The organism is Plantactinospora siamensis (genome assembly GCF_042434095.1).
Classification (GTDB): Bacteria; Actinomycetota; Actinomycetes; order Mycobacteriales; family Micromonosporaceae; genus KBS50.
In genome coordinates this window covers 220,476-243,590 of record NZ_JBHLUE010000011.1, presented here as the reverse complement: position 1 = coordinate 243,590, position 23,115 = coordinate 220,476, and the positions used below count along the sequence as shown (strand labels likewise).

The following is a 23,115-nucleotide window of genomic DNA, read 5'->3' as shown; positions in this document are numbered from 1 at the left end:
GGAAGGGTCCCCTGCAAACACTTGGGCCCCGGGTTCAGGGTGCCACGCGGTCCGCCCGATCCTCGGCAGCCGCGATCGTGCGTCGGACCCGCCACAACCCGTACAGCGCGGTGAGCGCCGCCGCCACCAGCGGACCGCCGTCCCGGATCAGGCCGTCGGCCCCGAGCAGCGCCCAACACAGCGGCAGGTCGACGGCCAGCGCGGCGAGCGTCACGCCGACCAGGCCGCGGGCGGCCCAGCCCCGGCCACGAAGCAGGAAGAAGGAATAGAAGGACGCCGCGAAGGAGGTGGCCAGGCCGACCGCGAACCAGCCCAGCAGCAGCGGCAGCGCGGTGAGGCCGTCGAACACCCGGCCGAGCGCCACGGCCGCGGGCACCAGCATCAGCGGGCTGTACGTGAGCGCGGCGATCCGGGTGGTGAGCAGCCAGCCGGTCACCGGCTTGCGGCGCGGCGCCTGCTCCCGCCAGAAGATGCCCTGGCGGTCGACGACCAGCCGGGGCGGGTACCGGACCAGGAACTCGGTCACCGGACGGGACCGGTACAGCAGCCAGACGACCGTGCCGCACAGCGCGGCCAGCAGGATGAACCCGAGCACGCCCGGCAGCGGCGGTACGCCCGAGCGCGGCACCAGCAACCGGCCGACCGCGAAGACCGTGGTGACCGCCAGGATCAGGCCGAGCGGTTTGGCGAGCGCCCGACCCCGATGGACATGCCAGATCAGCACGAGGAAGCCCAGCGAGCGCAGCGTCGCCCAGCCGGTCCGGACGGCCAGGCTGTAACCGGCGTCCGGGGCGTACCAGAGATTGATCAGCTCGACCGCGACGCAGCCGGCGGCGGTGAGGTAGAGCAGCACCACCAGGGTCCGGACGGCCGACGGCCGCCGGACCTGGGTCGCGGCGGCCGTCGTCATGGTTTCTGATGATGCCCGGCCGGAGCCGGGCGTACACCTACCTCGTGTGCTGCGCCTCCAGCGACACCGGCTCCTGGCCGACCCGGGCGGCCTCGGCGTCGAGCCGCGCCTTGAGCGCGTCCAGCTCGGCCCAGAGCACGCCCGGCAGCTTGTCGCCGATCTTGTCGAACCACTCGCTGATCAGCGGCAGCTCGTTCCGCCACTCGTCGACGTCCACCTTGGTGGCGATCCGCATGTCCTCCTCGGTGAAGTCCAGGCCCTCGGTGTCCAGCGCGCCCGGCGCGGGGACGTACCCGATCGGGGTCTCGACGGCCCGGCCGCCGCCCTCGATCCGCTCGACCACCCACTTGAGCACCCGGGAGTTCTCGCCGAAGCCCGGCCAGAGGAAGTTGCCCTCGGCGTCCTTGCGGAACCAGTTGACGTAGAAGACCTTGGGCAGCTTGGCGGCGTCGCCGTCGACGCCCTTGCCGACCTCGATCCAGTGCCGGAAGTAGTCGCCGGCGTGGTAGCCGATGAACGGCAGCATGGCCATCGGGTCCCGGCGGACCACACCCACCTTGCCGGACGCCGCGGCGGTGGTCTCCGAGGAGAGCGTGGCGCCCATGAACACGCCGTGCACCCAGTCGCGCGACTCCGTGACCAGCGGGATCGTGTCCTTGCGGCGCCCGCCGAACAGGATCGCGTCGATCGGTACGCCGTTCGGGTCGTTGTACTCGTCGGCCACGATCGGGCACTGCATGATCGGCGTGCAGAACCGGCTGTTGGCGTGCGAGGACAGCTCCTCGCTGTCCGGCGTCCAGTCCCGGCCCTTCCAGTCGATGAGGTGCGCGGGCGGCTCGCCCATGCCCTCCCACCAGACGTCCCCGTCGTCGGTCAGGCCGACGTTGGTGAAGATGGAGTTGCCCCTGTCCATCGTGCGCATGGCGTTGGCGTTGGTCTTCCAGCCGGTGCCGGGGGCCACGCCGAACAGGCCGAACTCGGGGTTCACCGCGTACAGCCGGCCGTCCGAGCCGAACCGCATCCAGGCGATGTCGTCGCCGATCGTCTCGACCTTCCAGCCCGGGATGGTCGGCTCCAGCATGGCCAGGTTGGTCTTGCCGCAGGCCGACGGGAACGCGCCGGCGATGTAGTGCACCCGACCCTCGGGCGAGGTGAGCTTCATGATCAGCATGTGCTCGGCCAGCCAGCCCTCGTCCCGGGCCATCACGCTGGCGATCCGCAGCGAGTAGCACTTCTTGCCCAGCAGCGAGTTGCCGCCGTAGCCGGAGCCGTAGGACCAGATCTCCCGGGTCTCGGGGAAGTGCGAGATGTACTTGGTCTGGTTGCACGGCCACGCCACGTCCTGCTGGCCGGGCTCCAGGGGGGCGCCCACCGAGTGCAGCGCGTGCACGAAGTCGGCGTCGGTGCCCATGCCCTCCAGCACGTGCCGGCCCATCCGGGTCATGATCCGCATGGAGGCGACCACGTACGGGCTGTCGGTGATCTCCACACCGAACATCGGCTGCTCGGCCTCGAGCGGACCCATGACGAACGGGATGACGTACATGGTCCGGCCCCGCATGGCGCCGCGGTACAGCTCCGTCATGGTCTGCTTCATCTCGGCCGGATCCATCCAGTTGTTGGTGGGTCCGGCGTCGGCCTCGTCGACCGAGCAGATGAACGTGCGGTCCTCGGCCCGGGCCACATCGCCGGGATCCGTCCTACCCCAGAATGAATTGGGCTTCTTGTCCGGATTGAGCCGGACAAGCGTTCCGGCCTCGACGAGCTGGTCCGTCAGCCGTTCCCACTCCGCGTCGGAGCCATCGACCCAGACCACTTCATCCGGTGAGGTCAACTCGGCGACTTCGCGTACCCAGGCGAGCAGCTTGGGGTGTTCGGTAGGAGCCTGATCGAGACCCCGGATCGCAGCCGGAGCAGCCATGATTTTCTCCTTGTGGTCGACGCTGACCGATATGAAGGGTGCGGCAACACCGGCGGGGCGGGAACCGCAACGCCTTGTGGCACCTGGGAGTTCCCGTCAGCGTAAACCGACTAACCGATCCAGGCAGCGGGACCGGTTGTGAAGAAGTGCACAAGCTATCGTCATTTTGCCGTTAGCCGATCTTTTCTCCGCGATCACGCGCAGTTTCACGCAAATATCGGCGTTAGCCCCCTCCGGCCCCTCCAGCGCCAGAATCGCCATCCGGACCCGCCGGGCCCACCGGTGAACACCGGACCCACCGGGCCCAGCCGCCACCGGCCACGATCCCGCGGCGCTGCCGGCGGGCCGGCTCTGCGGTGCGGGCACCGGACTCACCCCCTCGGCCGGTACGCTCGGCCTCGTGTCTGCGACGGTGACCGGCGGCCAGCCCAGCCCCTCGGGGTCGCGGCACGGCCTGCTCGGCCGGCTGCTGGACCGCTTCGGGCACCTGGTCCACGAGCTCGGCAAGTTCGGCGTCGTGGGCGGGGTCTCGTACGCCGTCGACCTGCTGCTGTTCAACCTGGCCGTGTACGGCTGGGGCTTCGAGCAGCTGGCCGGCAAGACCTTCTCCACCGCCATCGCGGCCACGGTGGCCTTCGCCGGCAACCGGTTCTGGACCTGGCGGCACCGCGAGCGCTCCGGGATGGCCCGCGAGTACTCGCTGTACTTCTTCTTCAACGCCGTCGGGCTGGGCATCGCGCTGGCCTGCCTGGGGCTGAGCCACTACGGGCTGGGCTCGGTCTGGCCCCGGGTCTTTCAGACCGCCGCGGCCGACAACATCTCGGCGAACCTGATCGGCACCGTCCTGGGTACACTCTTCCGGTTCTGGTCGTACCGCCGCTTTGTCTTCGTGGGCCCGGCGGCACAGGATGCCCCGGACATCATCACCAAGGGTGACTGAGGGCGTGATTCAGCACCCACCCCGCGTCGCCCGGCATTGAACGGGCGCCCTCTGCCGTAAGGTGGCCGAATGCGTCTTGTCCGGATGCTGCCCGAGCGTTGGCAGAAGCTAGCCCACGAGGCCCTCAAATTCGGCACCGTGGGCGGCATCAACACCCTTATCAATTACGTGGTGTTCAACGCCCTGGCACTCACCGTGATGAGGAATGGCCAGCTCAAGGCCACGATCATCGCGAACGTGGTGGCCGCCATCTGCTCGTTCATGATGAATCGGCACTGGACCTACCGGGACCGGCCGAAGTCGGCGCTGCACCGCGAAACGGCGCTGTTTTTCCTGTTCAACGGGATTGGCCTGATCATCGAACTCGGCGCGCTGGGACTGGCCAAATACGGGTTCGGCATCACCGGCCTGCTGGCACTGAACGTGGCCAAGACCGGCGGCCTGGTCCTCGGCACCCTCTTCCGGTTCTGGGCGTACCGGAACTTCGTCTTCCGGCCGGCGCCGGCCGCGGTGGACGGGCACGTCGAGCACCACCTGGTCGCCGACCTCGACCCCGTCGCCGAACTGGTCGAGGAGCTGGAGACCGAGCACCACCAGCGGCCCACCGGGCCGACCACGGACAACGGACGTGCCGGGACAACCGCCAACGAGCGGGTCGGCGCGGCCGACGACGGGATGGCCGGCGCGGCCGACGACGCCCGGGTCAGCGCAGCGGACGGTCCCGCCGGACGTCCTCGATGATCTCCCGCATCTCGTCGTCGTCCAACGAGTGCCGGTCGTGGTGCTCCTCGGCGAGCTCGTAGAGCGTCGTCTGCACCCGGGCCACCCCGGGGACGTCCCGCAGCACCGTCTGGCCCCGCTCGCCCGCCGACTCGATGGTGAGCGTGCCGCAGCCGAAGAGGCGTTCACCCAGGCTCTGACTCATCGCATGGTCGTTGATCCGGGCCAGCGGGATGTCCCGGCGATCCCGGGAGAGCACGCCCTCCTGCAGCAGCACCCGCTCGTTGGTGAACAGGTAGTGGGTGCTGCGCCAGATCAGGAACGGCCGCAGGCTCAGCCACAGCACCAGGACCAGGCCCACCGCCGCGAGGACGTACCCGCCGACGGTCCCGGCGCCGCCGCCGGGCAGCAGCACCAGGCCGGCCACCACGGCCGCCACCACGAGCACCAGCGCCAGCACCGGGCGGATCAACGCCCTCCAGTGCGGGTGCAGGTGCAGCACCACGTGCTCGTCCTCGGTGAGCACGCTCTGCGGAAACGCCACGGCAGCCTCCCGGGTACGACGCGGTCGTCCGAACCGTAGCGGCTCGGTCGGACGAAATCGGGCCGCCACTCCCGAGGGCGGCCCGGTCGCGGGCCGGTCGACCGCGGGCGGGCCGGCCAGTCGACGCGTCGGCCACGGGCGGGCCGGCCGGTCGACGCATCGGCCGCGGGCGGGCCGGCCAGTCGACGCATCGGCCGCGGGCGGGCCGGCCGGTCGACGCATCGGCCGCGGGCGGGCCGGCCGGTCGACGCGTCGGCCACGGGCGGGCCGGCCGGTCGGCGCGAGGCCGCCGGCCGTGCCGGGAGCGGCCTACCGCAGGTGCAGCACGTCCCCGGCCGCCACCGCGTGCTCGGCGCCGTCCGGCCCGGTCACCACCAGCCGGCCATCCGCGTCGACCGTGCCGGCCGTGCCCACCAGCTCGGCGCCGGCCGGCAGCAGCACCCGGACCGGCCGGCCCAGCGTCCCGCAGCGGCGCAGGTAGGCGGTCCGCAGCCCGCTGGCCTCGACGTCGCCGCCGGCCACCCGCCAGCGGTCGTACCAGGTGGCCAGGCCGCGCAGCAGCGCCCGCAGCAGCGGATCCCGGTCGGTGGCCGCCGCGCCGGCCAGGGCCAGCGAGGTCGGCGGCGGACCCCCGGCCGCGGGCTCGGGCAGCTCGCCAGCGCGCAGCGTCACGTTCAGGCCGATGCCCAGCACCACCGCTGGAGGCTCGCCCGGACCGCCGGCCGGGACCGCCTCGGCGAGGATCCCGGCCACCTTGCGCCCGTCCAGCAGCAGATCGTTGGGCCACTTGAGGGCGGCGTCGAGCTCGGCCAGCCGGGACACCGCCTCCGCCAGGGCCACCCCGGCCAGCAGCGACAACCAGCCGTACCCGGCCGGTGGCGCGGCCGGCCAGTCGCGGTCCGGCTCGGGCGTGCCCGGCCGGAGCAGCACGCTGGTGGCGATGCCGGCCCGGGCCGGCGACTCCCAGCCCCGGCCGCGCCGCCCCCGGCCGGCCGTCTGCCGCTCCGCCACCAGCACCAGCCCGGCCGGTTCGCCGGCCCGGGCCGCCGCCGCCACGTCGGCGTTGGTCGAGCCGGTCTCGGCCACCAGCTCCAGGCGGCGCCACGGACCCGCGGGCGCGGTGAGCGCCCGACTCAGCCGCCGGGCGTCCAGCGGGGGCCGGTCCAGGTCCGTGTACGGCGATCCGGGCATCCGCCCAGCCTAGGCCCGCGCCACGCGGGGGCCCCGAGAGACGTACCCCACCCGGGGCGGGAGCGGGCGCCGGCCTTAACCATCGTTACCATCCCCCGTGGGACCCGGGCCGTCCGCCGGCCGGTCGACCCGCCCGGGTCGACCCCGGCCGCGCCCGGGCCGGCGGCCGGCGGCGATGCGGAGGACGAGAACAGTGACCAGCGGCACCGACACGGATACCGAGATCAACATCCACACCACCGCCGGCAAGCTCGCGGACCTGGAGCGGCGGGTCGACGAGGCCGTGCATGCCGGCTCGGCCCGGGGCGTGGAGAAGCAGCACGCCCGCGGCAAGAAGACCGCCCGCGAGCGGATCGAGATGCTGCTGGACCCGGGCTCGTTCGTGGAGCTGGACGAGCTGGCCCGGCACCGGTCCACCAACTTCGGCCTGGACCGGACCCGCCCGTACGGCGACGGCGTGGTCACCGGCCACGGCACGGTGGACGGCCGGCAGGTCTGCGTGTTCGCGCAGGACTTCACCGTGTTCGGCGGGTCGCTCGGCGAGGTCTTCGGCGAGAAGATCGTCAAGGTGATGGACCTGGCCATGAAGATCGGCTGCCCGGTCGTCGGCATCAACGACTCGGGCGGCGCCCGCATCCAGGAGGGCGTGGTCAGCCTCGGCCTGTACGGCGAGATCTTCTTCCGCAACGTCCGGGCGTCCGGCGTGATCCCGCAGATCTCCCTGGTCATGGGCCCCTGCGCGGGCGGCGCGGTCTACTCCCCCGCGGTCACCGACTTCACCGTGATGGTCGACCAGACCTCGCACATGTTCATCACCGGCCCAGACGTGATCAAGACGGTGACCGGCGAGGACGTCGAGATGGAGGAGCTGGGCGGGGCCCGGACGCACAACTCGCGCAGCGGCAACGCGCACTACCTGGCCTCCGACGAACAGGACGCCATCGAATACGTCAAGGCGCTGCTGGCGTACCTGCCGGCCAACAACCTGGACGAGCCGCCCGTGTTCGAGGCGCCGGCCGACGTCGAGGTCACCGACGAAGACCGCGAGCTGGACACGCTGATCCCGGACTCGGCCAACCAGCCGTACGACATCCACCGGGTGATCGAGCACGTGCTCGACGACGGCGAGTTCCTCGAGGTGCAGCCGCTGTACGCGCAGAACATCGTGGTGGGCTTCGGCCGGGTGGAGGGCCGACCGGTGGGCGTGGTGGCCAACCAGCCGATGCACTTCGCCGGCTGCCTCGACATCGGCGCCTCGGAGAAGGCCGCCCGGTTCGTCCGCACCTGCGACGCGTTCAACATCCCGGTGCTCACCTTCGTGGACGTGCCCGGGTTCCTGCCCGGCACCGACCAGGAGTGGGACGGCATCATCCGCCGCGGCGCCAAGCTGATCTACGCGTACGCCGAGGCCACCGTCCCGAAGGTCACGGTGATCACCCGGAAGGCCTACGGCGGGGCGTACGACGTGATGGGCTCCAAGCACCTCGGTGCGGACCTCAACTTCGCCTGGCCCACCGCCCAGATCGCGGTGATGGGCGCGCAGGGCGCGGTCAACATCCTGTACCGCTCCGAGCTGGCCACCGCGGAGGATCCGGCGGCGGCCCGGGCCGCCCGGATCACCGAGTACGAGGACACGCTGGCGAACCCGTACGTGGCGGCCGAGCGCGGGTACGTCGACTCGGTGATCGCGCCCGCCGAGACGCGCGGCCAGATCGTCCGGGCGCTGCGGGTGCTGCGTACCAAGCGCGAGACGCTGCCGCCGAAGAAGCACGGCAACATCCCGCTGTGAGCGAAGGAAGGGCCCCTTGTTATCGCATTTTGTATAGCCGGGGCCCCTTCTTAACGGGCTCGGCGGCCAAGGTGGTCGGCGGGCTCGGTGGGTCGGCGGGCTCGGTGGGCTCGGTGGGTCGGCGGGCTCGGTGGGCTCGGTGGGTCGGTGGGCTCGGTGTGGTCGGTGGGTCGGTGGGTGGGGCTTTCGGAATTGGTGGGGTCGCCTACTTAGCGGCTACCCAGCGCTCGCCAGCGCGGCCGGTGGGAACTGCCCGGCCGGTATCCGCTCCCGCACCGCGCGCCGCATCGCCGATTGCACTGCCAGGTTGACCGGGGTCGGTACGCCGTGCAGCCGGCCCAGCAGCACGATCTCGCCGTTCAGGTGGTCCGTCTCGACCGTGTCCGTCCCGCGGGCCAGGCTCTGCCAGGTGGACCCGCCGGCCCGGGGCCGGCCGCTCACGGGACGGGTCTCAACCAGGTCGCCGCGCTCGGCCGCCTCCTCGGCGGTCGAGGCGTACCCGATGCCGGCCCGGTCGAGCACGGCCATCCCCTCGGCCCGCAGCCGGGCCCGCAGCTCGGCGGCCTCGGCCGCCTCCGGGCCGAGCAGCGCCTGCACGGCGTTGCCGAGGTTGCTGAGCAGCTTCGCATACTTCCATCGCATGACGTCGGCGCGGACCCGGGTGACGAACCCGGCACCGGTCAGATCGGCGGCAACGATCCGGCCCGTGTCGTCGGCGCCCGTGCGGCCGGCACCGCCCATGCCGCTGGCGGCCCCCGCGCCGCTGGCGCTGTCCGCGCTGCCGGAACGGTCCACGCCGCCGGCACGGTCCACACCGCCGGAGTCCAAGCCGCCCGTGCCGCTGGCGCCCCCCGCGCCGCTGGCACCGTCCGCGCTGCCGGCACGGTCCACGCCGCCGGCACGGTCCACGCCGCCAGCACGGTCCACGCCGCCAGCACGGTCCACGCCGCCAGCACGGTCCACGCCGCCGGCACGGTCCACGCCGCCGGGACGGTCCACGCCGTCTGCGGCGGCGGCCGGGTAACGGCCCAGGTGCAGCATGCCCGGGTGCGGGTGGCCCTCGGCGGAGATCCGGCCCGGTTCGAGGAAGGTGGCCGGCAACCAGACGCAGACCGGATGTACCTGCTCGACGTACCGCAGGGCCGTCCGCTCGTTGGACACCCCGTTCTGCGCGGTCAGCACCGGCAGCTCGGTCCCGAGCGTGCCACCGCCGCGCACCGGCACGTCCGCCCAGGTCCGCAGCGCGGCGTCGGTATCCTGCGATTTCACGGCCAGCACGACCACCGTGTCGGGCTCGCACACCAGGCCCGCCGGACCGTCGTACGCGGGTAGTCGTACCGTCTGCTCGCCGTTGGGACGCGCGAGCGTGAGGCCGCGGTCCCGGATGGCCGCGAGATGCGCGCCGCGCGCCACCAGCGCCACGTCGTGCCCGGCCGCGGCCAGCAGCGCGCCGATGGTGCCGCCCACCGCACCGGCGCCGATGATCAGATAGCGCATCCGGTCATCCTGCCCCGCCGATGGCCGTGGTGATGCCCCAGTCGGCCAGGATCGGCCCGGCCAGCAGCCCCGCCCCGACCACCAGCGCGGCCACCGCCACCAGCCCGAACACCGACACCCAGAAGATCCCCGGCAGCGGGGTCAGCCAGGCCAGCTGGTCGGCGTCGGACTGCGGGGCTTGGCCCCGCCGACGCTGCGACTGCAGCTCACCCACCGGCCGCACGCCGCCGAGCAGCAGGAACCACACCCCGGTGTACGCGAACGCGGCCTGCACCTGCGGCGAGGCGTACCAGGACACCGCGAAGACCACCCCGCCGGTGACCAGCACGGAGACCACGCCGAACAGGTTGCGGATCATCACGAGCATGCCGAGCAGCAGCGCCACCGCCACCCACAGCAGCAGGGTGATCCGGTTGCCGCCCAGCAGCCACGCGCCGGCCAGCCCGATCAGCGACGGCGCCACGTAGCCGGCCAGCAGCGTGAACACCATGCCCGGTCCGCTCGGGCGGCCCGCCGACAGGGTCAGCCCCGAGGTGTCCGAGTGCAGCCGGATGCCCCGCAGCCTTCGCCCGGTAAGCAGAGCCACCAGCGCGTGCCCGCCCTCGTGGGCGATCGTGACGGCGTTCCGGCCGATCCGCCAGGGCAGCCGGGTGGCCACCACGGCCAGCGCCACCAGGCCGGTCACCAGCACCAGCAGGGGCGGCGGATCGGGCTGGGCCCCGAACAGCTCGTGCCACAGGTCCGTGAGGGAGTCGATCGACACAGGGCGCGAGCCTACGCGGTGGCGCTGTGCGCGCGCTGATCCCCGTCACCGCGCGCCACCCCGCGCCCCGCGAGCGCCGCCCGCCGCGGCCGTTGCGCGCCGCGCCCGCTGCGGGCATTGCGCGTGCCGCGGGCATCGCGCGCCGCGCTGCGGGCATTGCGGGCACCCGCCGCGGGCATTGCGCGCCGCGCGCGCCTGCGCACGGCGGGCACCCGCCGCGGGCATTGCGCGCGGCGCGCGCATGCGCACGTTGCGGGCACCCGCCGCGCGCATGCGCGGCACTCGAAGTGGGGAGGATTGTTGTCGCTGGGGCGACAACAATCCTCCCCAGTTCGGGATCATGAGCGCCATCCGGCCGCCTGTAGGGCCGCTCGAACCTGCGCGACCACCTCGTCGGGCCGGCGACGGACGTCAAAGGCCGTGAATCGCAGCACCCGATCGCCGGCGATCCACACCTCGTTCTGCCGGCGCAGGTCCGCCGCCCACTGTGCGGCGTCCATGTGGTGCGCGCCGTCGACCTCCACGTGCAGCCGCCATCGCCGCCAGTACGCGTCCAGGTAGCGCCGCCGCCCCTGCGCGTCGGTCCGGCGTTCCTGCAGGTCCGGCACCGGCAGCCCGTGCCGGCGGCAGAGCCGGACGAAGTCGATCTCGGACAGGGCCGCGGCGCCACCAGCGATGTCCGAGAGCGTCGTCAGCATCAGCCGGCGTCGCCGTACCGTGGGCATCCGGTCCAGCACGGCGCGCAGCTCGGCCGGCGTGGTCAGGCGCTGCTGGCAGCCGGCCGCCAGCACGCTCTGCGCCTCGTCGTCGGTGCGTACCCACTGGGCGGCGTCCACCAGGGAGCGGGCCATCGCGGTCCGGGTCGGGCGCCCAGCCTGACGGTCCGCGTCCGGCAGAGCTCGGGTACGCCGTACCCGAATGGGCGGCAGCTCGGGGCGCAACGGACGCGGCAGCCGGGCGCATCGGCGGTCATGCGGTACGAGGACGTCCACGAAGCCGTACCGCCAGCACCCGCGCAGCCCACCCGCGCGCCCGGCGGCCAGGCCGGCGAGCAGCGCGTCCTCGCCGGCCGCCAGCACCGCGAGCCACCAGTGCTGCTCTGGACGCAGCGGACCGCCCTCGGTGACCAGGATGCCCCGGCACACACGCTTCCACCTGCCGACGGCCAGCCGGTGCCGCACCGCCGACGCGCCGATCCCGGCCACCGCCTGCCGCCAGGTGAGCACCCCGGCCTGCTCGAACAGCAGCCACTCCAGCGGCTCGGCGGTAACACTCGGCGGGCGCATCCGTCCGATTCAACCGGCGGGACGCCGGTGCTGGTGTCGGCGTCGTGACGCGGCGCGGGCGGATCGCCGACACCCGATTGGCGGCCGCGGGATCGGCTACCACCCTCGGGTGGGCAGCTGGTCCGGCGGCCGCCAGGCCGGTTCCGCGTGAGGCGTCGTTCAGATCCTCCGCCGGGCCGCGGCCCGGACCACCCCACCGGCGCCGCCGGGCGTCGGGCGCGTCGCGCCGGCCGTCACGGTACGCGTGGCGGCGGCGGTCGGCGTGGCCATGACGTCGGATCCGGGCACGTGCCGCCGAAGCAGCAGCGCCACGCCCACCGCAGCGACGGCCACGGTCACGACACTCGCCACGGCGATCAGGACCGCCGCACCCATCCCGGCCAGGATGATCGCTACGTCGCCGACCGCGACGAGCATCCAGAGGCCAACACTCGGCTTGTTTGTACGCCGTCGGAAACTCATGTCGCACCTCCCTTCCGTCGTGCCGGCAGAAGTACCCGGATCAACGGAAAGTCATGCCTGCCTCAGTCCTGGCGGGCGGGCACGAACCCCTTCGCAATGATGTTGTCGAACTCCGGCAGCAACCGATCCCAGTCGTCGGCCCGGGTGTCCCAGCGCAGCGCGTACGCCTGGTCGTGCGCGGTGACGAAACCCCGGTTGCGGACGTGTACCCGTACCCCGCTCCGGGTTTCCAGCCACTCCCAGTCGGCCGCCTTCTGCCAGAATTTGACGGCGTGGATGGTGCCGACCCGCTGGTAGTTCGTCGTGTGTCCCCGTCGGTAGTCTTCCTTGGACTTCCAGTCGGCCACTGGGTCGGCCTCCGGGCGGCGGGTCTGGGCGATGAGCAACAGTCCGAAGCCGTTCGGCTGGACGAAAATGACGTTGCCTTCGCCGTCGACCCGCCTGCTCCAGCCATCCGGTACCGGGACCTTGAAGCCGGTCGGGTCCGACCACATGTGCCAGCCGGCCGGCGGGGTGAAGCCGGTGCCGCCCGGCTGGGCAGAGGCCGCGGGCGGGGACGCGCTCACGCTGGGCGCTGCGCTGGTGGGCGCGGCCGACGGCGTCTGGGCCGTCGGCGAACCGGCGGCCGAGGAGGCTTCCCCGGCCGGCGCGCTGGCGCTGCCGCCCTGGCTCGGGCCGGCCGCAGGGCCGTTGTTGCCCTTGCCGCCCGGGTCGCGGAGCACCAGGAACGCCACCAGGCCGGCCACCAGCGCCACCACGAGCAGGCCGGCCAGCAGCATGGCCCGGCGCCGCGCCGGGCGGGGCTCGTCCGGTGGCGGCACGGTGATCGGCGCCCGACCGGTCGCCGGCAGGCTGTCGAACGGGGTCGCATCGGGCGGGGTCGAGGCGCGTCCCGGTGCGTAGCCGGGCCGGGCGGCGCCGTCGGGCTGCCGAGCGGTGCCGTCGGGCTGCCGAGCGGCGCCGTTGGGGGCGCCGTCCGCGCCGCCAGCGTCCGCGGGCGTGTCCCACGGGTCAACCGCGGGCGGCAGGCCAACAACTCCGCCGGCCGCCGCCCCGGCCACGGCCGCCCGGTCGGTCGCGGTCCGCCCCCGGCCGTCCCGATCCGGTACGCCGGAAGCGTCCGTCCGGTCGTTTCGCCCGGATCCGTCGTCGCTCTCCACTCCCGGATCCGCCGGAACGGCGGGCACCGGTTCGTCGGCTGCCGATTCCCCCGCCGGGCCGGCCGGTCCGCCCGGGGCCGGGCTCTCGGCGTCGGCCCCATCGAGGTCGGCGTCATCGGCGTCGGCGTCATCGGGGCTGGACTCACCGGCGTGGGCATGATCGAGATCGTCGGCCTGGCTGGCGTCGGCCGCCGCGGCACCGGCTGCGGCAGCACCGGCCGCCGCGGCACCGGCCGCGGCGGCACCGGCCGGCGCCTCGACTTCGGCCGCGCCGTCGGCGCCGGTGGCGACCGCGCCGGTGACCGGTACCTCGTCATGGACCGGCGCGGCCGGAGCCGGGATCTGACCGGCGGCGGCCAGCGACTCGGCGTCCACCGGCGGAGCGGAGGTGGCCCGGCCGTCGTCCGGGGCCGCGGCAGGGTCGGCGCTGGGCGGGGCGGCGCCGGCCCTGGCCTCGGCCGGAGTCGTCTCCTTCCCGGCCGCGCCCGGGGCAGCACCCGCCGCCGCGACCTGACCGGCGGCAGCTCCCGCCGCCGCCCCACCGGCAGCAGCTCCCGCGGCGGCCCCACCGGCCAGCGCCGCGCCGCCCACCGTGGCCGAGCCACGGGCCGGCGAGCCGGACCCGCCCGGCGTCCGGGGCGACGGGGCCGAGGCACCGGTCCCGCCGGACGGCCGACGGGACTGCGAAGGCTCACCGCGCCCCTCCGCAGCCGTTCGGCGCACACTCTCCAACAGGGACATGCCGCCGCCGCCCCTGGTACGCCGATGCACGATCCGGCGCAGCTGCCGCTCGGCCTCGTCGGCCGTCATCCGCTGCTCCGGGTCCTTGCGCAGCAGCCCGGCGAGCACACCCTTGAGCGGTCCGGCGTTCCGCGGCGGCGGCACCGGCTCGGTGGCCAGCGCGGCCAGCGTGGCGATGGCCGTCGGGCGGGCGTACGGCGACTGGCCCTCCACCGTGGCGTACAGCATGGCGCCGAGCGACCAGAGGTCCGCGCGCGGACCGGCCGTACCGTCCTTGGCCCGCTCCGGGGCGATGTACGCGGGCGAGCCGAGTACCAGGCCCGTGCGGGTCACGTTGGGGTCACCCGGAATGGTGGCCAGGCCGAAGTCGGTGAGCACCACCCGGCCGTCCTCGCCGAGCAGCACGTTCCCGGGCTTGATGTCCCGGTGCATCACCCCGGCCCGGTGCGCGGCCTTCAGCGCGCCGAGCACCCCCAGGCCGATCTCGGCGGCCCGCAGGTGGCCCACCGGGCCGTCCTTGGTGAGCACGTCGTGCAGCGAACGGGACGGCACGTACTCCATGACGATCCACGGGTCGCCGTCGGTGCGCAGCACGTCGAAGACGCGTACCACGTTGACGTTGTTGAGCCGGGCGATCGCCCGCGCCTCGCGCAGCGACCGCTCGCGCATCTCCTGGCGCTCTTCGTCGGTCAGCCCGGGCGGCGGAACGAGCTCCTTGATGGCCACGTCCCGGTGCAGCACCTCGTCGCGCGCCTTCCAGACGCGGCCCATGCCGCCCTGACCGAGCGGCTCAAGCAGCCGGTACCGGTCGGCGACGAGACGAGACTGCGGATTTGACATCCCGAGGACGGTACCCGGCGGCGGCGCACGCCACACCAGCGGCACGCCACTACTGAGCGGCGTGGCGCACGCCACGTCGTACCCTCGAAGCATGGCACACGACGAACCGCTGCTCCGCGTGGTCCGCGGCACCCCGACGGCGGCCGAACTCGCGGCCCTGGTCGGCGTGTTGGTCACGCGGTCCCGGCCGGCGCCCGCGCCGCGGCCCGCCACCCGGTCGGCCTGGGCGCGCAGCGGCCTGCCGGGCGCGACCGCGGGCATGCCGGGGCGACCGGCCGCCGACGGCTGGCGATTCTCCGCCCGCCCCCGCTGACGGCTCGCGGTTGTCCACAGCCTCGGGTTATCCACAACCTCGCTTTTGCGGGCTGCCCGGGATGACGGAAAGCCACTAACCTCACTGTGGGAAAGGACACCGTCACACCCGCGGGAGGTTCCGTGCGACCGCCGGAGGAGCTTGAAGCCGCCTGGCTGGGCGACTACCAGACGATCGAGGCGGACATCGTGCGGCTGGCCGACCTGGCCGCGGCGCTGGACGCGGAGGTCCGGCGCAACTACATTCCGCACCTCGCGGCCATCGACGACGACCTGACCGCGCAGCTGCCGGCCCCGCCCGCCGAGTTCGCCGAGCTGTGCGCCTACCTCGACACGCACCGCACGGCTCAGCTCAACACGGCAAACAACACGTACGCGTTCCGCGACGCGACCGGCGGCTTCGCGCTGGCCGCCGGCGAGATCAGCAAGCGGTACGCCGGCAGCGACGCGTTCGCCGCGGCCCGGGTGACCGACGTCCGGGCCGCCCTCGACCGGACTGCCGTGGCCCGGCTGCCGGAGCGCGCCGATGATTGACGCGCACACCGGCGGGGGCGGCCACCCGGGCATCACCGACTGGGCCGGCTGGGACGTGCCCGGGATGTGGCGGATGCTGGCCGACCAGGACACCGGCGCGCAGTGGCGGCAGGTGGCCGGGTGGCGCAAGACGTACGAGCTGGCCGGGGTCCACCTGACCCGGCTGCGCGGATACCGGGACCGGCTGGCCGCCGCCTGGCCGCCCGAGCGCAGCCCCGCCGCGCGGGCCTACCTGGACCGGCTCGACCAGCTGATCGCCGGAGTGGCGCAGACGTACGACGTGGCGAGCGCCAACTACGCCACCGCCGCGGCGGCCACAAGCGCCATCGACGCCGCGCGGGCCGACCTCCAGAAGATCCACGACGAGTACGCGCCGAAGCGGCAGGCCCGGGACGTCTTCGACCGGCAGTCCGAGTCGCTCGCCTCGGTCGGCTACCAGCCGTGGCGGAAGCCGCCGGTCAGCGACACCGAACTGGCGGCACTGAACGACCGGGCACGCATCGTGATGGCCGGACTGAGCGGGGAACTCGTCCAGGCCCAGGCGCAAATCCGCCAACCAACGACGTACAACGCACGGATACCAATCGATAAGAACGACCCAGACGTCTACGGATCGGCTGGCCCACCACCCATTCCGTCCATAGTGCCAGTGACCACTACCAGTGGGGCAGGGCGTGGAAAGAAGCTCGCGACAAGCCGACCTAAGCCGGGGGCACCCGCGCACCTTCCGACAGCAGGTGGGGGACGAGCATCGCTCGGACCGGTGCTCGGCGGCGTACGGGCCCCGACGTCGCAGGCTCCGACTGCGGAGCTTACGAGCCCGGTGATTCCCCGGCCGGGCGCCGCGACCGGTCCGATCGGCGGCCAACCTGTGCCGCCACTCAGCGGAATGGTGCCCCCAGCAATCGGTTCCGGACCGGTTTCCCCGGCTCCGAGCAGTCCCCTGTCGGATCCCAGTCCGCCGCGACCCGGGAGCGAGCCGCCGCCCAGTGGCAGGGGCCGGTTCCTGCCGCCGGGCGGGGTGATCGGTGGCACCCCTCCGGCGGCCGGCGCGCCTCCCACCGGAGCCCCGGTCGCCGGCACCCCGGTGCGCCGGGTCAACCCGGTAGGCGGGGTCCTGCCGACCGGAGCGGCCGGCACCGGCCCGGCCGGCCGAGCCGGACAGCGCCCGCTCGGTAACGTCGGGCGACCGGCCTTTGGGCAGCCGCCGGGAGTGACGGTGGAGTGGCCGGCCGTCCCCGGCCGTTCAAACGGCGGACGCGACCGGGATCCGGACGATCCGTGGGCGGTCGACACCGGGGTACCGCCGGTGATGCTGCCGCCACCGCCGCCGGGCCGGATCGATCCGGGACCGGCTCTCGGCCTCGACTCGTGAACGGTGCCCGGCTGCTGGCTGTGGTCGTCGCGACGGGCATGGCCGCCGCACCGACCTCCGTCCCGGGGGCGGACCGGGTCCGGGCCGACCAGTGGCACCTGCGTTATCTGCACGTGGCCGAGGCGCAGCAAATCAGCAGGGGCGCCGGAGTGACAGTGGCAGTTATCGATACGGGTATTGAGGGGCACCCGGACCTGCAGGGCAACTTGCTACCGGGGCGCGACACGTTCCCGGGCGGCACGGGTGACGGCCGACAGGATGCCGAGGGTCACGGCACGGGAATGGCCGGCCTAATCGCGGCGCATGGTGAGGGCGGAAGACAGGGGGCCCTTGGCATAGCGCCCGACGCCCGGCTACTCCCCGTGCGGTACGCCATTCATCCAGGAACCACGAACGCGGATGCTGATTCCGTCGCCGCAAGCATCGACTGGGCCATCACGCAGGGAGCTCGAGTCCTAAACCTTTCCTTCACAGGCGGATCAACGGCGTCAGAGGTGATGGCAGTTCGTAAGGCGCTGCAAGCGGACGCGGTCCTTGTCGCCGGTGCCGGCAATCGACCCGACGACCTTGGCGTCGGCTTCCCTGCTGCGATGGAGGGGGTGCTGGCGGTCGGGGCCACCGACCGGAGTGGCAAGCGGGCCGCCATTTCCGTGACCGGCAGAAAACTAGGAATCGTGGCGCCGGGCGTCGACATCTACAGCACGGGTCTGCACGGCGGCTACCGGAAGGGCACGGGCACCTCGGATGCTACGGCGATCGTGGCCGGAGCGGCCGCGCTGGTCCGGAGCCGCTTTCCGGACCTGTCCGCCGCAGAGGTCGTACACCGGCTCACCGCGACCGCGACGGACCGGGGGCCGCCGGGGCGGGACGACGAGTACGGGTACGGCGAGCTGAACCTGGTGGCGGCGCTGACCGCCGACGTACCGCCGTTGTCGGCCGGTCCGAGCGGACCCGGCCCCGGGCCGGCGGCATCGGGGACCGCGGCGTCGGGGCCGGTCTCGCCCGGGCCCACCGGCTCGGCGCCGCCGGCATCCCGGGGGCCGGTCACCGCCGTCGTGGTCGGCCTGGCGGTGCTGCTGGCCATCGTGGTGGCGGGCGTGCTGCTGGCCCCGCGCCTGCGTCACTAGCGCGTTCTGGTGCCGGCTGGCGTCGACTGGCGTCCGGTGCTGACCGGCGACCACTGCGGCCGGGACATCCCCGGCGAATGGCCGGCGCTTGTCGATCGTAGATTCCTGTACCGCCCAGAGCCGGCAGAGGAATCCACGATCCACTTTCCGTCTCCCGCCGGGGCGGGCCGGAGGTCGGGAGCAGGGGCCGGGCCAACTCGTGATCTGCGATGTTGGGGGCTCGTGCTTAGGCCAGCACCCCGAGATCGCCGATGTCGGGCCCGTCTCCCGGGCCCGATATCCCGGACGACCGCCTGGGGTGTCGGGGCGCGTCTCCCGGACGATCGCCCGGGGTATCGGGGCGCGTCCCCGGACGACCGCCTGGGGTGTCGGGGCGCGTCTCCCGGACGACCGCCCGGGGTATCGGGGCGCGTCTCCCGGACGGGCGCCCGGGGGCGACACTCTGGCGGGCTCGCTGGGGTCCGGCGGGTGGGGGGCCGAAAGTGTCCTGGCTCGTCGGTATGGTGGGCCGGTGCCGACCGCCAATCCGCTGCGCTTCGTCCTCGCCTCCGCCAGTCCGGCCCGCCGCAAGCTGCTGCTGGCCGCCGGGATCCAGCCGTTCGTGCTGGTCAGCGGCGTCGACGAGTCGCTGGTGGCGGCCGACCAGCCGGACGACCTGTGCCTGCAGTTGGCCCGGCTGAAGGCCGAGGCGGTGGTCGGCCGGGTGCGGTCGGGGATGGAGGATCTCAACGACGCGCCGGTCGCCGCGGGACGGCACGCCGCCGACGCGCCGCACCGGATGGGCGGTCTCCCGGATCGGAGCAACGGTCTCCCGGCGGGCGCCGACCTGCTCTACCGGACGCTGGTGCTGGGCTGTGACTCGGTGCTGGCCTTCGACGGCGAGATCCTGGGCAAGCCGGGCGACGCCGTCGAGGCGGCCCGGCGGTGGTCCGCGATGCGCGGGCGCAGCGGCGTGCTCTACACCGGGCACTGTCTCATCGACCCGGCCGGCGCCCGCGCCGAGGGCGTGGCCGCCACCACCGTGCACTTCGCCAACCTCGACGACGAGGAGATCGCCAGCTACGTGGCGACGGGCGAGCCGCTCGCCGTGGCGGGGGCGTTCACCATCGATGGCCTGGGCGGCCCGTTCGTCGAGCGGATCGAGGGTGACCACGGCACGGTGGTCGGGCTGTCGCTGCCGCTGCTGCGTGAGCTGCTGGCCGGCCTGGGCCTGCGGATCACCGATCTGTGGAGCGGTACCACGGGCGACCGCGGGTAGCGCTACGGTCCGATCATGACGAGCCGGACCGTACCCATCACCGAACAACTACACGACTACCTCGTGGCGCATGGCTCCGCGCCGGACCAGGTGACCCGGGACCTGTACGCGGAGACCCGCTCGGTCCTGCCGGACGACGCCGAGATGCAGGTGTCCCCGGAACAGGCGGGGCTGCTCACCTTCCTGACCAGGCTGATCGGGGCCCGGACGGCGGTGGAGGTGGGCACCTTCACCGGCACCTCCGCCCTCGCCATCGCCCGCGGCCTGCCGCCGGACGGCCGGCTGATCTGCTGCGACGTCTCCGAGGAGTACACCAGCATCGCCCGGCGATACTGGCGGCTGGCCGGCGTCGAGGACCGGATCGACCTGCGCATCGCACCCGCCCTGGACACGCTGCGGGCGTTGCCGACCGAGCCGCACGTGGACCTCGCCTTCATCGACGCGGACAAGATCGGTTATCCGGCGTACTGGGCCGAGCTGGTGCCGCGAATGCGCCCGGGCGGGGTGATCGGGGTGGACAACGTGTTCCGCGGTGGCCGGGTGATCGCGCCGGCCAGCGAGGCCGACCGGGTGATCGCCGACTTCAACGACGCGGTGAACCGGGACGACCGGGTCGAGGCCGTCATGCTGCCCATCGCCGACGGCATGACCCTGGCCCGCCGCCGCTGACCCGGCCCCCGCCGCCGCCGCCGCTGACGCGCCGGGGGTGGGCCGGAGGGCGGACGGGGGCGCAGGGCGGGTCAGACCGGGAGGGGGGCGAAGCGTTCACGACGGAGCAGCACGACCAGGGCGACGGCCGCGGCGATGAAGCCCGGGAGCAGCAGGAATGCGGCGTGCGCGCCCACGCCGTCGGCCACCCAGCCCAGCGCCACGGGCGCGATGCCGAAGCCGACGGCCATCGAGTACGACGAGTAGCCGGCGGCGCGGTCGGCCTGCTCCCCCGCGGCGGCCAGCGCGATGGACACGGCGAGCGGGTAGTGCAGGGAGTTCCCGATGCCCAGCACGAGCAGGCCGGCCACCGCGGGCGCCGGCGCCGACGCGGACCAGAAGACGGCGAAGCCGGCGAGCGAGATGGTCAGGGCCACCAGCAGCAGCGGGATCGGGGGGACCCGCAGCGCGATCCGGCCGCCCACGAGCCGGCCGAGGAACATCCCGCCGACGATGGCGGCCAGCGCGGCCGAGGCCGCCCCCGCCGACATGCCGGCGGAGGTCCGCAGCACCAGCGCGGCCCAGAGCGACAGGCAGACCTCGATCGAACCGGTGACCGCCATGAGCAGCCAGGCGACCCAGTAGGCCCGGGGCAGCGGGCCGGGCCGGTGGCCCGGTTCGGCGTCGATCCGGCCACCCCGGGGCAGCCGTACCCGGAAGGCGGCGGCGGCAACGGCGACGAGCGCGATCAGGCCGACCTCGGCGGCGAGGGCGGGCCGCCACCCGGCGCCGGCGCCCACCGCGAGCCCGACCACGAGCGGGGCGAGCAGGCCCATCCCGGCGCAGGCGGCGTTGGCCTCGCTGATGGCGGCCGGCGCGGCCGGTCCGTGGTGCCCGGAGAGGGTGGCGTTGACCCCGCCGAGCAGCAACATGCCGAAGCCAGCGATGACGACCACCGCGGTGAGGGTGGCGGGCAGCGGCCGCAGCGCGCACAGCGCCGCGACGCCCGCGGCCACCCCGGCCAGCCCGAGCCAGCTGGTGGCGCCCCGGCCGAGCCGGCCAGCCAGCGGGGCGAACAGGAACCCGCCGATGAGCGAGCCGACCGCGATGGCGGTGCTGTGCAGGCCGGCCACGGCGGCCGTGGTGCCCTGCTCGTCGCGCAGCAGCGGCACCACCGGGCCGAAGCCGTAGAGGAAGAATCCCCAGACGCCGAGCTGGGCGTACGTCAGCCAGGTGATCCGGTCATGTACGAGGCGCGGCACGGCCCTTACGCTACAAGCGCCCGGCCGTGCCTAGCCCCGCGGTGAGAGGCAGCTCTCGCCGCCTCCGGTGCGACTTTCCGGCGTCCTCAGCGCACGCTGCGGGCGAACTCGCGGGCGGCCCAGACCACGGCGAGCACCGCGATCACGCCGATCACCGTGAGCCCCTGCCAGACGGAGTCGTCGCCGATGTGGCCGGCGAACAGCGCCCGGGCGCCGTCCACGGCCCAGGAGAAGGGGTTCCAGTCGGCGACCCGGCGCAGCCAGCTCGGCGCGAACGCCAGCGGCAGCAGGATGCCGGAGAGCAGCAGCACCGGCTGGGCCACCGTGTTCATCAGCGGCGCCAGCGCGTCCTCGCTCTTGACCCGCAGCGCCACGCCGTAGGACAGGGTGGAGGTCATCAGCGCGATCAGGGCCAGCAGCAGGTACGCCAGCAGCAGGTTGCCGATCTGCACCCGCAGCCCGAAGGCCAGCGCCAGCAGCGTGATGATCACCGCCTGGGCCAGCAGCGAGACGACGTCCCGCAGCGAGCGGCCGAGCAGCAGCGCGAACCGGCTCACCGGGGTGACCCGGGACCGCTCGATGACCCCGGCGCGCAGCTCGGCGATCAGGCCGAAGCCCTGGAACAGGCCGCCGAAGATGGCCAGCAGCACCAGCAGGCCGGGCACGAAGATGCGGTACGTCTGCGCGTTGGTGGTGGCGCCCAGCGGGGCCAGCGCCGGCTTGAGCAGCGGGGCGAAGAGCAGCAGGTACATCACCGGCTGGAAGACGCCGACGAACACCCACACGGGGTTGCGGGCCAGCAGCATGAACTGCCGCTGGAAGATCAGCCAGGTGTCGCGGGCCAGTTTCATCTCGTCGCCTCTCAGCTTTCCCGCAGGGAGCGGCCGGTCTTGGTGAGGAACACGTCGTCCAGGCTCGGCCGGTGCAGGCCGATGGACTGCAGCGTCGTGCCGGCGCCGTCCAGGGTGCGCAGGATCTGCGGGATGGCCACGGCGCCCTCGTCGACGAACAGCCGCAGGCCGCCCTCCTCGGGCGTCTCGAGCTTGTTGACGTACGGCTGGGTGTCCAGCACCTCGGCGGCGCGGGCCACCGGCCCCTCGATGCCCACCGTGACGATGTCGCCGGAGATCTCCCGCTTCAGCTCGGCGGGCGTGCCCTCGGCCACGATCTCGCCGTTGTCCATGATCGCGATGCGATCGCAGAGCGCGTCGGCCTCGTCGAGGTAGTGGGTGGTGATGAAGACGGTCATGCCCTCGGCGCGCAGCCGCCGGATCTCGTCCCACATGTGCGCCCGGCTCTGCGGGTCGAGCCCGGTGGTCGGCTCGTCCAGGAAGACCACCCGGGGCTCGTGGATGATGCCGAGCGCGATGTCCACCCGCCGGCGCTGACCGCCGGAGTAGGTGCTGCACTTGCGGTCGGCGTACTCGCTGAGCTGGAACGCGGCCAGCGCCTCGTCGGTGCGCTGCCGGGCCCGGGCCTTGCTCATGCCGTACAGCCGGGCCTGCAGGGTCAGCTCCTCGCGGGCCGTCGAGCCGTCCCAGGTGCTGCCGCCCTGGGCGACGTACCCGATTCGGCGGCGGACCTCCGCCGGCTCGGTGCGCACGTTGGCGCCCGCGATGGTGGCCTCGCCGCCGTCCGGCTCGATGAGCGTGGCCAGCATCCGCAGCGTGGTGGTCTTGCCCGCGCCGTTCGGACCGAGGAAGCCGAAGATCTCCCCCTCCTCGACCCGCAGGTCGACGCCGCGCACGGCGTCCACCGACTTCTTCTGTTTGCCCTGTCGGGAGCGGAAGGACTTCCGCAGCCCGGAGGTCTCGATCATGTCTGCTCCTGGTCGG

Annotated in this window: 21 protein-coding genes and 1 pseudogene; 9 read left to right on the top strand and 13 right to left on the bottom strand. The window is 73.5% G+C overall.

Features of this window, described 5'->3' with window-relative positions:
• Positions 1-34: 34 nt before the first annotated feature.
• Both ACFFHU_RS14140 and ACFFHU_RS14135 read right to left on the bottom strand, forming a co-directional pair.
• Positions 35-910, bottom strand: coding sequence for a hypothetical protein (locus ACFFHU_RS14140; protein WP_377338942.1), 876 nt, complete (start codon positions 908-910; stop codon positions 35-37).
• 37 nt (positions 911-947) lie between these two features.
• Positions 948-2,831: a phosphoenolpyruvate carboxykinase (GTP) gene (locus ACFFHU_RS14135; protein WP_377338940.1), complete on the bottom strand. Its 1,884-nt coding sequence runs from the start codon at positions 2,829-2,831 to the stop codon at positions 948-950.
• A gap of 400 nt (positions 2,832-3,231) precedes the next feature.
• Here ACFFHU_RS14135 and ACFFHU_RS14130 point away from each other — a divergent pair, with 400 nt between their 5' ends.
• Together ACFFHU_RS14130 and ACFFHU_RS14125 are read left to right on the top strand one after the other, a co-directional pair.
• Positions 3,232-3,771: a GtrA family protein gene (locus tag ACFFHU_RS14130; protein ID WP_377338938.1), complete on the top strand. Its 540-nt coding sequence runs from the start codon at positions 3,232-3,234 to the stop codon at positions 3,769-3,771.
• Between the two features lie 69 nt (positions 3,772-3,840).
• Positions 3,841-4,512 carry a GtrA family protein gene (locus tag ACFFHU_RS14125; RefSeq protein ID WP_377338936.1) on the top strand — a complete coding sequence of 224 codons (672 nt, stop codon included), beginning with the start codon at positions 3,841-3,843 and terminating at the stop codon, positions 4,510-4,512.
• On the opposite strand, the gene ACFFHU_RS14120 is transcribed toward ACFFHU_RS14125, so the two are convergent.
• Together ACFFHU_RS14120 and ACFFHU_RS14115 are read right to left on the bottom strand one after the other, a co-directional pair.
• Complete coding sequence (locus ACFFHU_RS14120; RefSeq protein WP_377338935.1) at positions 4,475-5,035, bottom strand: PH domain-containing protein; 561 nt, start codon at positions 5,033-5,035, stop codon at positions 4,475-4,477. The genes ACFFHU_RS14125 and ACFFHU_RS14120 overlap by 38 nt on opposite strands.
• A gap of 309 nt (positions 5,036-5,344) precedes the next feature.
• On the bottom strand, positions 5,345-6,226 hold the full coding sequence (locus ACFFHU_RS14115; RefSeq protein ID WP_377338934.1) for a biotin--[acetyl-CoA-carboxylase] ligase: 882 nt from the start codon (positions 6,224-6,226) through the stop codon (positions 5,345-5,347).
• Between the two features lie 175 nt (positions 6,227-6,401).
• Here ACFFHU_RS14115 and ACFFHU_RS14110 point away from each other — a divergent pair, with 175 nt between their 5' ends.
• Positions 6,402-8,015: an acyl-CoA carboxylase subunit beta gene (locus ACFFHU_RS14110; RefSeq protein ID WP_377338933.1), complete on the top strand. Its 1,614-nt coding sequence runs from the start codon at positions 6,402-6,404 to the stop codon at positions 8,013-8,015.
• Positions 8,016-8,231: 216 nt separating this feature from the next.
• Here ACFFHU_RS14110 and ACFFHU_RS14105 read toward each other — a convergent pair whose 3' ends face one another.
• The 6 genes and pseudogenes from ACFFHU_RS14105 to ACFFHU_RS31690 form a co-directional block, all read right to left on the bottom strand.
• The gene (locus ACFFHU_RS14105; protein WP_377338932.1) at positions 8,232-9,512 is read right to left on the bottom strand and encodes a ketopantoate reductase family protein; all 1,281 of its coding nucleotides are present in this window, start codon (positions 9,510-9,512) and stop codon (positions 8,232-8,234) included.
• A gap of 4 nt (positions 9,513-9,516) precedes the next feature.
• A complete protein-coding gene (locus tag ACFFHU_RS14100) occupies positions 9,517-10,275 on the bottom strand; it encodes a M50 family metallopeptidase (RefSeq protein ID WP_377338930.1) in 759 nt (252 codons plus the stop codon).
• Between the two features lie 338 nt (positions 10,276-10,613).
• On the bottom strand, positions 10,614-11,561 hold the full coding sequence (locus ACFFHU_RS14095) for an endonuclease domain-containing protein (RefSeq protein ID WP_377338929.1): 948 nt from the start codon (positions 11,559-11,561) through the stop codon (positions 10,614-10,616).
• A gap of 159 nt (positions 11,562-11,720) precedes the next feature.
• The gene (locus tag ACFFHU_RS14090) at positions 11,721-12,023 is read right to left on the bottom strand and encodes a hypothetical protein (RefSeq protein ID WP_377338928.1); all 303 of its coding nucleotides are present in this window, start codon (positions 12,021-12,023) and stop codon (positions 11,721-11,723) included.
• Between the two features lie 62 nt (positions 12,024-12,085).
• The gene (locus tag ACFFHU_RS31755; protein WP_512699500.1) at positions 12,086-12,517 is read right to left on the bottom strand and encodes a serine/threonine kinase C-terminal domain-containing protein; all 432 of its coding nucleotides are present in this window, start codon (positions 12,515-12,517) and stop codon (positions 12,086-12,088) included.
• Positions 12,518-13,504: 987 nt separating this feature from the next.
• Positions 13,505-14,764 (bottom strand): annotated as a pseudogene (locus ACFFHU_RS31690) (serine/threonine-protein kinase); the annotation flags it as partial.
• A 91-nt stretch (positions 14,765-14,855) separates the two neighbouring features.
• On the opposite strand from ACFFHU_RS31690, the gene ACFFHU_RS14080 reads away from it, so the two are divergent.
• The 6 genes from ACFFHU_RS14080 to ACFFHU_RS14055 all read left to right on the top strand — a co-directional run bounded on the left by ACFFHU_RS14080 (position 14,856) and on the right by ACFFHU_RS14055 (position 20,039).
• Positions 14,856-15,077 (top strand): acyl-CoA carboxylase subunit epsilon, encoded by a 222-nt coding sequence (locus ACFFHU_RS14080; protein WP_377338926.1) that lies wholly within the window; start codon positions 14,856-14,858, stop codon positions 15,075-15,077.
• Positions 15,078-15,199: 122 nt separating this feature from the next.
• Positions 15,200-15,610, top strand: a complete 411-nt coding sequence (locus ACFFHU_RS14075; RefSeq protein ID WP_377338924.1) for a hypothetical protein — start codon at positions 15,200-15,202, stop codon at positions 15,608-15,610.
• Positions 15,603-16,985 carry a hypothetical protein gene (locus tag ACFFHU_RS14070; protein WP_377338922.1) on the top strand — a complete coding sequence of 461 codons (1,383 nt, stop codon included), beginning with the start codon at positions 15,603-15,605 and terminating at the stop codon, positions 16,983-16,985. Before ACFFHU_RS14075 ends, ACFFHU_RS14070 begins: the two co-directional genes overlap by 8 nt.
• A gap of 38 nt (positions 16,986-17,023) precedes the next feature.
• Positions 17,024-18,112 (top strand): type VII secretion-associated serine protease mycosin, encoded by a 1,089-nt coding sequence (mycP, locus tag ACFFHU_RS14065; RefSeq protein ID WP_377339767.1) that lies wholly within the window; start codon positions 17,024-17,026, stop codon positions 18,110-18,112.
• A 511-nt stretch (positions 18,113-18,623) separates the two neighbouring features.
• A complete protein-coding gene (locus tag ACFFHU_RS14060; RefSeq protein ID WP_377338920.1) occupies positions 18,624-19,370 on the top strand; it encodes a Maf family protein in 747 nt (248 codons plus the stop codon).
• A 15-nt stretch (positions 19,371-19,385) separates the two neighbouring features.
• Positions 19,386-20,039 carry an O-methyltransferase gene (locus ACFFHU_RS14055; protein WP_377338919.1) on the top strand — a complete coding sequence of 218 codons (654 nt, stop codon included), beginning with the start codon at positions 19,386-19,388 and terminating at the stop codon, positions 20,037-20,039.
• A 71-nt stretch (positions 20,040-20,110) separates the two neighbouring features.
• Here ACFFHU_RS14055 and ACFFHU_RS14050 read toward each other — a convergent pair whose 3' ends face one another.
• The 3 genes from ACFFHU_RS14050 to ACFFHU_RS14040 form a co-directional block, all read right to left on the bottom strand.
• On the bottom strand, positions 20,111-21,280 hold the full coding sequence (locus tag ACFFHU_RS14050) for an MFS transporter (RefSeq protein ID WP_377338917.1): 1,170 nt from the start codon (positions 21,278-21,280) through the stop codon (positions 20,111-20,113).
• 86 nt (positions 21,281-21,366) lie between these two features.
• Positions 21,367-22,131, bottom strand: coding sequence for an ABC transporter permease (locus ACFFHU_RS14045; protein WP_377338916.1), 765 nt, complete (start codon positions 22,129-22,131; stop codon positions 21,367-21,369).
• Between the two features lie 11 nt (positions 22,132-22,142).
• Positions 22,143-23,099 (bottom strand): ATP-binding cassette domain-containing protein, encoded by a 957-nt coding sequence (locus tag ACFFHU_RS14040; RefSeq protein WP_377338914.1) that lies wholly within the window; start codon positions 23,097-23,099, stop codon positions 22,143-22,145.
• Positions 23,100-23,115 lie beyond the last annotated feature (16 nt).

Excerpts from the sequence above, each read along its gene's own strand:
- ACFFHU_RS14140 (WP_377338942.1), bottom strand. The coding sequence starts at position 910 with ATGACGACGGCCGCCGCGACCCAGGTCCGGCGGCCGTCGGCCGTCCGG.
- ACFFHU_RS14110 (WP_377338933.1), top strand. The coding sequence starts at position 6,402 with ATGCGGAGGACGAGAACAGTGACCAGCGGCACCGACACGGATACCGAG.
- ACFFHU_RS14095 (WP_377338929.1), bottom strand. The coding sequence starts at position 11,561 with ATGCGCCCGCCGAGTGTTACCGCCGAGCCGCTGGAGTGGCTGCTGTTC.
- ACFFHU_RS14080 (WP_377338926.1), top strand. The coding sequence starts at position 14,856 with ATGGCACACGACGAACCGCTGCTCCGCGTGGTCCGCGGCACCCCGACG.
- ACFFHU_RS14115 (WP_377338934.1), bottom strand. The coding sequence starts at position 6,226 with ATGCCCGGATCGCCGTACACGGACCTGGACCGGCCCCCGCTGGACGCC.
- ACFFHU_RS31755 (WP_512699500.1), bottom strand. The coding sequence starts at position 12,517 with ATGTGGTCGGACCCGACCGGCTTCAAGGTCCCGGTACCGGATGGCTGG.
- ACFFHU_RS14070 (WP_377338922.1), top strand. The coding sequence starts at position 15,603 with ATGATTGACGCGCACACCGGCGGGGGCGGCCACCCGGGCATCACCGAC.
- ACFFHU_RS14055 (WP_377338919.1), top strand. The coding sequence starts at position 19,386 with ATGACGAGCCGGACCGTACCCATCACCGAACAACTACACGACTACCTC.
- ACFFHU_RS14090 (WP_377338928.1), bottom strand. The coding sequence starts at position 12,023 with ATGAGTTTCCGACGGCGTACAAACAAGCCGAGTGTTGGCCTCTGGATG.
- mycP (WP_377339767.1), top strand. The coding sequence starts at position 17,024 with ATGGCCGCCGCACCGACCTCCGTCCCGGGGGCGGACCGGGTCCGGGCC.
- ACFFHU_RS14125 (WP_377338936.1), top strand. The coding sequence starts at position 3,841 with ATGCGTCTTGTCCGGATGCTGCCCGAGCGTTGGCAGAAGCTAGCCCAC.
- ACFFHU_RS14045 (WP_377338916.1), bottom strand. The coding sequence starts at position 22,131 with ATGAAACTGGCCCGCGACACCTGGCTGATCTTCCAGCGGCAGTTCATG.
- ACFFHU_RS14105 (WP_377338932.1), bottom strand. The coding sequence starts at position 9,512 with ATGCGCTATCTGATCATCGGCGCCGGTGCGGTGGGCGGCACCATCGGC.
- ACFFHU_RS14040 (WP_377338914.1), bottom strand. The coding sequence starts at position 23,099 with ATGATCGAGACCTCCGGGCTGCGGAAGTCCTTCCGCTCCCGACAGGGC.
- ACFFHU_RS14135 (WP_377338940.1), bottom strand. The coding sequence starts at position 2,831 with ATGGCTGCTCCGGCTGCGATCCGGGGTCTCGATCAGGCTCCTACCGAA.